General features: G+C 63.9%; 3 protein-coding genes. 2 read left to right on the top strand and 1 reads right to left on the bottom strand.

Translation table 11 applies throughout. The features are described from left to right. The first annotated feature begins 632 nt into the window (after positions 1–632). Entirely contained in the window at positions 633–2144 is a 1512-nt protein-coding gene (locus tag FFS49_RS33835; protein ID WP_039339689.1) for an aldehyde dehydrogenase family protein, read from the top strand. Between the two features lie 105 nt (positions 2145–2249). On the opposite strand, the gene FFS49_RS33830 is transcribed toward FFS49_RS33835, so the two are convergent. Continuing rightward, entirely contained in the window at positions 2250–4697 is a 2448-nt protein-coding gene (locus tag FFS49_RS33830; protein ID WP_137910188.1) for a DUF3772 domain-containing protein, read from the bottom strand. Positions 4698–5164: 467 nt separating this feature from the next. On the opposite strand from FFS49_RS33830, the gene FFS49_RS33820 reads away from it, so the two are divergent. Continuing rightward, positions 5165–9829 (top strand): RHS repeat-associated core domain-containing protein, encoded by a 4665-nt coding sequence (locus FFS49_RS33820; protein WP_137910186.1) that lies wholly within the window; start codon positions 5165–5167, stop codon positions 9827–9829. The last annotated feature ends 1 nt before the right edge of the window (position 9830 follow it).

Below are 9830 nucleotides of genomic sequence, written 5' to 3'. Positions count from 1 at the left end.
GGCGGGCGCTGGGCGCTGTCTCCGGGATTGTTTTTCGGTGACGAAGCGCGACGCGTTGCCGGCCGCGGGCCGGGCAGCGGTGATGCGGTGCTGAAACGGACCGGATGAACCGGGCCGCGATGCGTGCGCCTTCGTCTGTCGTCCGACAGCCGTGATGGCGGCCGGCGGCGCGCCGGGTGCGTGGCACCTCGACGTCGCAACGATTGTGTGTGCCCCGTGCGCGGGCGGCAAACGATATTTCCGAACAGGGTGATGCGGGTTTGTCATCAACTTGTTCTCCGTCACGACGTGGCGAATGGCTTGGTCACGGGCCTTGGACAAGTCCCATATCCGCGAGGAAACGCACTGTGTCATCCCGCCAGGGTGTTGCGTTTTCGGAATGAAGTCGTGAGTTAATATCAATAGCGGCCCGACTTGTGGCCACCGACAATGTGTTTCATGGATCGTGCCCTGCGAGGCGGGGGCGCGCCGTCCGGCGGGCTTCCGGCGGCGGCGCAGCGCGATGCGCCGCACGGCGCACCGGGCCTGCCGCGCGGCGCATCCGCTTGCACAGGGCGCGCGAACGCGCTCCAATCGAATCACGCGGGCGGCGTTGCCGCCGCACCGATCAATCTGTCCCTGAAGAGGAAGTGATGCAATTCAACGACATTCTTGCCGCGCTCGATATCGATCTCGCCCAGTGGAAAGGCAATGCGCTGACCGCGCGTTCGCCGCTCGACGGCGCGACGCTCGCGACGCTGGCCGTCGACACGCCCGCCGACGCCGAGCGCAAGATCGACGCCGCGCACGACGCATTCCTCAAGTGGCGCACGGTGCCGGCGCCGGTGCGCGGCGAACTCGTGCGCGTGTTCGGCAACGTGCTGCGCGAGCACAAGGCCGAGCTCGGCCGCCTCGTCACGCTCGAAGCCGGCAAGATCACGTCGGAAGGCCTCGGCGAAGTGCAGGAAATGATCGACATCTGCGATTTCGCGGTCGGTCTGTCGCGCCAGCTTTACGGCCTCACGATCGCGTCCGAGCGCCCGGGCCACCGGATGATGGAAACGTGGCACCCGATCGGTGTGTGCGGCGTGATTTCGGCGTTCAACTTCCCGGTCGCGGTGTGGGCCTGGAATGCCGCGCTCGCATTCGTGTGCGGCGATTCGGTCGTGTGGAAGCCGTCCGAGAAGACGCCGCTCACCGCGATCGCATGCCATGTGCTGCTGCAGAAGGCGATCCGCGAATTCGAGAAGACCCACCCGGGTGTTGCGCCGGCGGAACTGAGCCAGCTGGTGCTCGGCATGCGCGATGTCGGCGAGGTGCTGACGGCGTCGAAGAAGGTGCCGGTGGTCAGCGCGACGGGCAGCGTGCGGATGGGCCAGGAAGTCGCGAAGGTGCTGAGCCAGCGTCTCGCGCGCGGCATCCTCGAACTCGGCGGCAACAACGGGATGATCGTCGCGCCGAGCGCCGATCTGGATCTCGTGGTGCGCGCAGTCACGTTCGCTGCGGTCGGCACGGCCGGCCAGCGCTGCACGACGCTGCGCCGCCTGATCGTGCATCGCAGCCTGGTCGACCAGCTGCTGCCGCGCATCGAGAAGGCCTACACGTCGGTGAAGGTCGGCAATCCGCTTGAAGAAGGCACGCTGGTCGGCCCGCTGGTCGATCGCGCGTCGTTCGACGCGATGCAGAAGGCGCTGGGCGATGCACGCGAGCAGGGCGGTGAAGTGAAGGGCGGCGAGCGCGTCGACGTCGGCCACGCGGATGCGTACTACGTGCGTCCGGCCATCGTGCGGATGCCGAAGCAATCGGCGGTGGTCGAGCGCGAGACGTTCGCACCGATCCTGTACGTGATGGTCTACGACAACTTCGACGACGCCATCGAACTGCACAACGCGGTGCCGCAAGGCCTGTCGTCGGCGATCTTCACGAACGACATGCGCGAGGCCGAGCAGTTCATGTCGGCAGCGGGCAGCGACTGCGGGATCGTCAACGTGAACATCGGCACGAGCGGCGCGGAGATCGGCGGCGCGTTCGGCGGCGAGAAGGAAACGGGCGGCGGCCGCGAGTCGGGTTCGGATGCGTGGAAGGCCTACATGCGCCGCGCAACGAACACGATCAACTACAGCCGTCAGCTGCCGCTGGCGCAGGGCGTGAAGTTCGACGTTTGATGCGGGGCGCCCGGGAGGGCGCTGCGTAGAAGTAGAAAGGGCCGGCTGCCGCGTTGCGGTGCCGGCCCTTCGTTCATCTGCGTGACGACCGGCGTGCGAGCCGCGTCATGCGTCTCCCGCCGCCGGCATGTTCTGCACGACCAGCATCTGCGGGCTCGACAGCGTGATTCCTGCCGCGCGCAACTGCTTCAGGATCTCGAACAGCAAATCGCTCTTCGTCGAACCGGCGATCCGCGGGCTCGACACGTAGCCCGTCACGCTCAGCGTGATGCCGTCCGGCGTGAGCTGGCTGAACGTGACCGACGGCGCCGGCTTCTCGAGAATCGCCGCATGCGAGCGATAGGCATCGAGCAGCAGGTCGCGCACCTGCTCGGGATCGGTGTTCAGCGGGAACGTCAGCACCAGCGTCGCGACGCCTTGCGTGCTGTTGCCCATCGTCACGTTGCGCAGGTTCTGCGAGATCAATTGCGAGTTCGGCACGATCACGGTCGAGCGGTCGCTGAGCTGGATCTCGGTCGCGCGCACGTTGATGCGGCGAATGTCGCCTTCGACGCCCGCGATGCTGATCATGTCGCCCACCTTCACCGGGCGCTCGGTCAGCAGGATCAACCCCGACACGAAGTTCTTCACGATCTCCTGCAGGCCGAAACCGATACCCACCGACAACGCACTGACGATCCACGCGAGGTTGTTCCACCGGACGCCGAGCAGCCCGAGCGTCATCAGCACGAGCAGCACGTAGCCGACGTTGGTGAACAGCGTGATCAGCGACACGCGCATCCCGGTATCCATGCCGAGCGCGGGCATGAACTCGCTGTCGAGCCAGCGGCGCAGCGAGCGCAGCAGGTAGAAGCCGATCGCGAACCCGATCACGGCGTTCATGATCCGGTCGGGCATGATGTTCAGGCTCTGCAGCCGCTGGCTGCCGATCATCGCGACTGCACTGTCCATCAGATCGCCCGGCGTCGTGCCGAAGCCGCCCGTCAGCAGCGCGATGGCCGCGATCAGCATCAGCAGGCTCGTGCCGAAGCCGGACAGCACCGTGCGGGCCTGGTCGAGGTGACGATCCTCGAGTGCGAACAGGTGCTTGATCTGCTGGCCCGTCATCAGGCTCGACGAGAACAGGCTTTCGCTCGCGTCGCGGGTCAGCTGGATCAGGATGTAGGTGGCGCCCAGCACGATCTCGAACCACACGAGCTCATAGGTGATGAAGCGCGCGACCGTGATGTAGCCGATCAGGAGTGCGATCAGGGTCGCGATGATGGCGAGCGTGACGGCGGCATGGATCAGCCCGGCGAGCGTCGAGCGCTGCTCGGGCGCTTCGCCGGCGGCCGCGAGCGCGCTGCGCGCGCGGTTCGAGCGCAGCAGCGACGCACCGACCGTCACCGCGACGACGAGCGACACGATCCCGCGGCCGAACAGTGTGACCGACAGGCTGGTGTCGACGATCCGGTTGATCGATTCGAGCGTGCCGGACACCAGCAGCAGTGCGGCCAGGATGCCGGGAAACGGCTTCATCGCGAGCGCGACCGGATCGGCGAGTGCGGGCAGGCGCCACGACGGATGCTTCGTGCACAGCAGCGCACGGCCGAGCCCGGCGATCAGGGCACAGGTTGCGGCGAGTTTCGCGAACTGGTCCCACAGATCGTTCAGCGCCGGCGTGAGGTCGTAATGGCGCGCGACGGCGAGGTAAAAGATCTGGACGGCGATGGCGGTTGCCAGCAGCGTCGCCAGCGCGGTCGACAATGCCAGCGCGCTGCGGCGCAAACGGGTGGCCGGCAGGCGGTTCACGCAGAACCACGCGAGCCCGCGCTCGATGAGCCGGCGGCCGCCGATCCATGCCGCGAATGCGGCAACCAGCAGCAGCACCGTGATCGCCTTTTGCCCGGGCACCCACGACGAGCGCAGCATGTCGAGCATTTCCTCGTCGAAATCCCCGAGCCGCTGGGCGTCGTCCGGCGAAAGATGGAACAGCGGCAGCCAGAACTGCGCACTGAAAATGCCGCCCGAACGGAACGCGAGCTGGTTCTTCAGCAGGCCGCGATGCAGCTTCGCGAACTGCTCGTTCAGGTTCGTGAGGCTGGCCTTCTGGTCGGCGGCCTGCTTCAGCGCTGCATCGATCTGTGTCTTGCGCGCGTTCAGCGTGGCCCGCTGCTTCGCGACGGCCGGCGTTTCCGGGGCGGCACCCTCCGCAGGCGGGGGGCCGAGCACGTCGAGCTGCCCCTGGATCTGCGCGCGCTGCGGAACGAGATCGCTCTGCAGTTTCTCGACATCGGTGCTCAGCTCCTGCGTCGAGTCGCTGAGCCCGTCCAGCTCCTTGCTGTTGGACGCGTTCGAGGTCTGCTGCTTGATGCGGTCGAGTTCGGCCTGCATCTGCTTGAGCTGCGCGACGGCGTCGTTCAGCGAGATGGCCGGGACGGGCGCGCCGACGCCGCTCGCGTTCGGGGCCGAGGCGGCCGCCGGAAACGCCGACGCAGTCGCGATTGCCGCGAACTGCAGCAACGCGATCAGGGCGATCCGGCGAGCGTAGGTGGATAGTCGTTGTATGGACATGGAATGCTTACGATTTGCCGACAATTCAGGTCGCCGAAAGGCGCCCGGAAGCCGGTGGTTGGCCCGGTAGCATGTTACCGGGGTGTGGGGACGAGCAATGTCCTAATCTGCGGGGGCGGAATTTGGGTGCCGCGCATGAGCGACAGGCTGCGATCTGGCGGCTCGTGCCCGGTTTACCGGGCTTGCGTCGATCGTGCCACGGAAGAAAAGTCGCGGCTCATGGTGCTCGGTGACGCTGATCGACCAGATAGTTGGTTACCGAATTTACATAACATTCGGGGCAAGCCGTGCCAACAAATAGGGTGCGATGACCCGTTTCGGGCCCGGATTCCAGAGCCGCTACCTTTCATTTTCCGGTCGTCCATTCGTCGGTACAATGCCGCGGGTCGCTGGCACGACGTCCAAAAGATGAACCGGGGACGGCTGCCGCGGGCCGAAAAACGAACAACGAGAAGAATCCTGAGAGCATGGCAGATCAAAAACTCCCGCCGGGCGCGGAATATGAGCAAGCCACCCCGTGGCTGACCGATGTGCATCCGGACGACGTCGTGGCGTCCGGCGAAGGCTTCAACGCGTGGCTGATCAGCGTGACGAACGGCTACGTGAACGTCGACCGGCTGGCGACGGTGGCCAGCATGATTCCGGTCCTCAACAACCTCATGGCGCTGGCCGACGCGCTGACCGACATCGTCTCGATCATCCGCAAGCGCGGCGGTGAGCTGCTCGACTATCTCGGGCTGGCGATCAACCTGATCGGCGTGATTCCGTTTCCGCCGGTACTGGCGCCGATGCGCCTCACGGCACGGCCGCTGCTGGCGCTGATCCGTAACCAGCTTCTGATTCACAAGCGCGACATCGGGGCCGCGGTCGTGTCGATCGTCGTCACGCATGTGCAGGCGTCGTTTTCGACCGAGGTCGAGGATTTCCTGACGAAGCTGCAGGCCGTGGTCAACGACCTGATCGACCACTGCGCGGCGAAAGCGCAGGAGATCTTCACGGGTCTGGCCGACGGCATCGACGCGGTGGTGGCGGGCAAGCTGTTCGATCCGACGAAGAACGAACGGGAAGCCACCGAATACCGGCAGTTGATGAAGAAGAGCGGATGGATCAGCACGGACCTGGTGAAGGGGGCGTGGGGTTATCTGACCGAGTCCGGGGTGGCACTCGGCAAGCGCAATGCCAACTCCGCCGGCAGCACGGCGGCCGGGCTCGTTCCCGAGGAGTACGTCGCGCCGATTCGCTCGATTGCGGCGTCGTTGCGCACGTTGGCACCGGTGGTGGTCGGCAAGATCAAGGAACTGAAGGGCAGCGACGAAGGCAAGCTGATGTGGCTGTTGCTGAAGCTGATCAATGCACTGCGGCACAAGCGTGAAGCGATGCGGACGGCATCGATCAAGTCGCAGGGCACGACGGAAGCGGAGGCCCGGCGGCCGCAGGTACCGCTTGCAGCGGCGAAGAAGGAGGCCAAGGCAAAGGGCTCTGGCGTCAACCATTGCGAAGAGTGCGGTAAGGGCGTATCGGTCGGTTCGATCAGCTATTCGTTCGGCGACGAGACGTTTTCCCATGCCGATTTTGAATTGCCGGGTGCGATGCCCGTCGTGTGGACGCGGGTCTATCGGTCCCGGCTGGCCGGATACGATGACGGCGAACTGGGCGCGCGCTGGCTGTCGCCGTACATGACGCGGATCGACGTTCGGGGCGGCAAGTGGATCTATAGCGATTCAACGGGCCGCAACATCGAATATCCGGCGCTCGCGGCAGGTGCCGTTCATGACGATCGCGTGGAAGGCGTCACGCTGAGCCGGCTCGACGACACGTGGGTGACTGTCGCGTACGGGCACGATTTGCTTCATGTCTACGAGAAGCGCGGCGATTCGTTCCGCCTCGCCTTGCAGAAGGACCGCGCAGGAAATTCGATCGCGCTCGATTACGACGACGCGAATCGCCTGGCGCGGCTCGTCAGCTCGGCAGGCCATACGCTCGCGTTTCGTCACGACAGCCGCGGGCGTATCGCAACGATCGAGCAGATCGTCGATGCGAACACCCGCAGGACACTCGCGCAGTACCAATACGACGAGAACGGTGACCTGGTTCGGGCAACTGATCGCTACGGCAACGCACGCCAGTATGCGTACCATCGCCACCTGATTACCCGCTACACGGATCGCACGGGCCGCGGCATGAACCTCGAGTGGGAGGGGGCCGAGCGCGACGACAATACGAACGCACAGTGCGTGCGTGAATATGCCGATGACGGCAGTCACGACATTCGCCTGATGTGGCATCCGAACATCCGGTTGACCTATGTGACCGACGCGCTGGGCAACGTCACGCGGTACTACTACAACATCCGCGGGTACATGTACCGGATCGCGTATCCGGATGGCACCGAGGAGTGGATGCGGCGCGATCAGGACAACAATCTGGTGATGCACGTTCATCGCGACGGCGGCATTGAGGAGATGGACTACGACGCGCGCGGGAACATGACGAAGCATTATCGCGTCGACGGGTCGGGTGTCGCGATGGAATACGACGACAAGGATCAGCTCGTTCGGCTCAAGGACCCCGAAGGGTACGTGTGGGAGCGTTCGTATGACGACGCGGGCAATCTCGTGGGGCAGAAGGATCCGCTCGGGCGTGAGACGAAGTACGCGTACAACGGGGCAGGGATGCCGATCAAGACGATCGATGCCAAGGGCGGTGCGACTTCGCTCGTCTATGACGACGCCGGGCAATTGCTGCAGTACACCGACTGCTCGGGCAAGGTGACGAAGTGGAAGTACGACGGCGACGGGAGACTCGCGCAGTCGATCGACGCCGCGGGCAATGCCACGGTCTACCAGTATGGCAAGAATGGCGGGTTGAGCGAGATATCGTCGGCGGCAGGTACTGTTCGATTCACGCATGATGCGGAAGGCCGGTTGCTGTCCCAAACCGATCCGATGGAGCGCGTCACGCGTTTTTCGTACGACGTGGCGGGGCGTGTGGCAAGCCGCGTCGATGCGCTCGGCTATACGCTTTCATATCGCTATGATCGTCTCGGTCGCTTGACTGCATTGACCGATGCGAATCGCGCGACCTATCAGTTCCACTACGATCCTGCGGGGCGCTTGCTGGAAGAGATCGGTTTCGACGGCAAGCGGACGACGTACGGATACGCCGAAGGCACGCTGCAGCCGGTGAAGATCGATGAGGCCGGGCAGGTGACGGAACTCGAGTTCGATCAGGCCGGCCGGATTACGCGCCGGATCTCGGGTGCCAGCGAGGAGCGGTTCGCGTACGACGCGAGCGGACGGCTCCTCGAGGCGCGCAACAGTCATAGCCGGATGCAGGTGTTCTTCGATCCGGTCGGTAATCCGGTTCGCGAGCATCACGCTTACCGGTTGTTCGGCGAATCGCGCAGCTACGTTTGGCATCACGAATACGATGAAATCGGCACGCGGATCAAGACGGTTCGACCCGATGGGCATGTGCTGGACTGGCTGACCTATGGCTCTGGTCACGTACACGGGCTCGTGCTCGATGGCGAGGAGCGAATCCAGTTCGAGCGTGACGATCTGCACCGCGAAACGGGGCGGACGCTGTCGAGCAAACTGGCGCAGCAGACGCAATACGATCCGGCCGGCCGGATTGCCCGGCAGGCGGTTCGGCGATCGAACGCGCCGGCTGCGCTGGCCGAGCGCCGGTATCGGTACGATGCCGTTGGACAGCTCGAACATATCGAGGACAGCCGCAAGGGGCTGATCAGTTACCGCTATGACCCGATCGGCCGCCTCATTGCGGCGATCGGGCCGCTCGGCGCGGAGCATTTTGCGTTCGACCCTGCGAGCAACATCGTTGATCCAGGCAGTCCCAAGCACGCGCGCACGCCGGGGCCGGCGAAAGCGAGCCCAGTGGTGCCCGACAGCCTGGACAGCACGTTGCCGCCCGAAGTGCCGAAGGTGCTCGGCAATCTGTTGAAGGAATACGCTGGCACGCACTTCGAATACGATGCGCGCGGGAATTTGATCGGGAAGCGTTCGCCGTCGGGGACGCAGGAGTACGAGTGGGACGGATTCAACCGGTTGAGAGTCGCGCGTGTCGAGGAATCTGAGCGGCAGCATGAAGCGCGGTATTTCTATGATCCGTTTGGACGTCGGATTGGCAAGGACGTGGACGGCGTGCGGACGGTGTTCGGCTGGGACGGTGATCAGCTTGCTTATGAAAGCAGCGAGGGCGGCGCGACGCAGTATGTGTACGAGCCGGAATCGTTTGTGCCGCTTGCCCAATATGTGACGGCGCAGCCGGTTGCGGGGATTCAGACGCCGGTGTGGCAGGAAGGTGAGCCGTATGTGCCGGAGAATGATCCGCTGCAACGTGTGCCGGAACGGCAGTCGGACGCGCATTTGTTTTACTACCACTGTGACCAGATCGGTACGCCGTTGCTGATGACGGACGAGGCCGGCGAGGTAGTGTGGGAGGCGGCGTATCGGGCCTGGGGCGAAGCGCGGGAGGTTATCGCGAGGGTGTCGCAGCGGGCGGGCATCGCGCCGCGGAACCCGATTCGGTTTCAAGGGCAGCAGGAGGATGCGGAGACGGGGCTGAGGTATAACCGGAATCGGTACTATGATCCGAGTAGCGGGCGATTCGTCAGCAAGGATCCGATCGGCCTCGCCGGTGGCATCAACGTCTATCAGTATGCCCCAGATCCTGTTGGTTGGATCGATCCGATGGGTCTTGCGAAGGTAGGGCAACTCGGCACCTACGGCGATCTTAATGGGGGAGATAATGTTGGCGATGGCCTGCAGGCTCACGAACTTCTTCGCCATGAATATCTAGTGCAAAAAGGACTGGCTAGTAAAAATTGCAGAGATGCGGATAATCCTTCAATTGCGCTTGATCTCGATAGACATACCCGAGGTCCTGCTACTGATACTCGCAAGATAGGCGGTGCGCACTATCACGAAGGAAAAATTAGACAGGCTTACGGGCTAGGTAGAAACGAATTTCATGACGATATTAAGCGAGAGCTAGATATTACTCAGGGTGGTTTGAGAAAGGCTGGGATTTCGGCAAGCCAAGCGAGGCGGCTCAGGAAGCGGGCAGAAGCATTCCTGGCAAAAAAATGTCCATGTATATGTGAGGTTTGAT

Source organism: Burkholderia sp. 4NA327C6, from assembly GCF_005502655.1.
In the GTDB taxonomy this organism is placed as follows: domain Bacteria; phylum Pseudomonadota; class Gammaproteobacteria; order Burkholderiales; family Burkholderiaceae; genus Burkholderia; species Burkholderia contaminans.
This window is presented reverse-complemented; position numbering and strand designations above follow the sequence as displayed.

Coding starts and splice junctions, on each gene's coding strand:
- FFS49_RS33835 (WP_039339689.1), top strand. CDS start 633: ATGCAATTCAACGACATTCTTGCCGCGCTCGATATCGATCTCGCCCAG.
- FFS49_RS33830 (WP_137910188.1), bottom strand. CDS start 4,697: ATGTCCATACAACGACTATCCACCTACGCTCGCCGGATCGCCCTGATC.
- FFS49_RS33820 (WP_137910186.1), top strand. CDS start 5,165: ATGGCAGATCAAAAACTCCCGCCGGGCGCGGAATATGAGCAAGCCACC.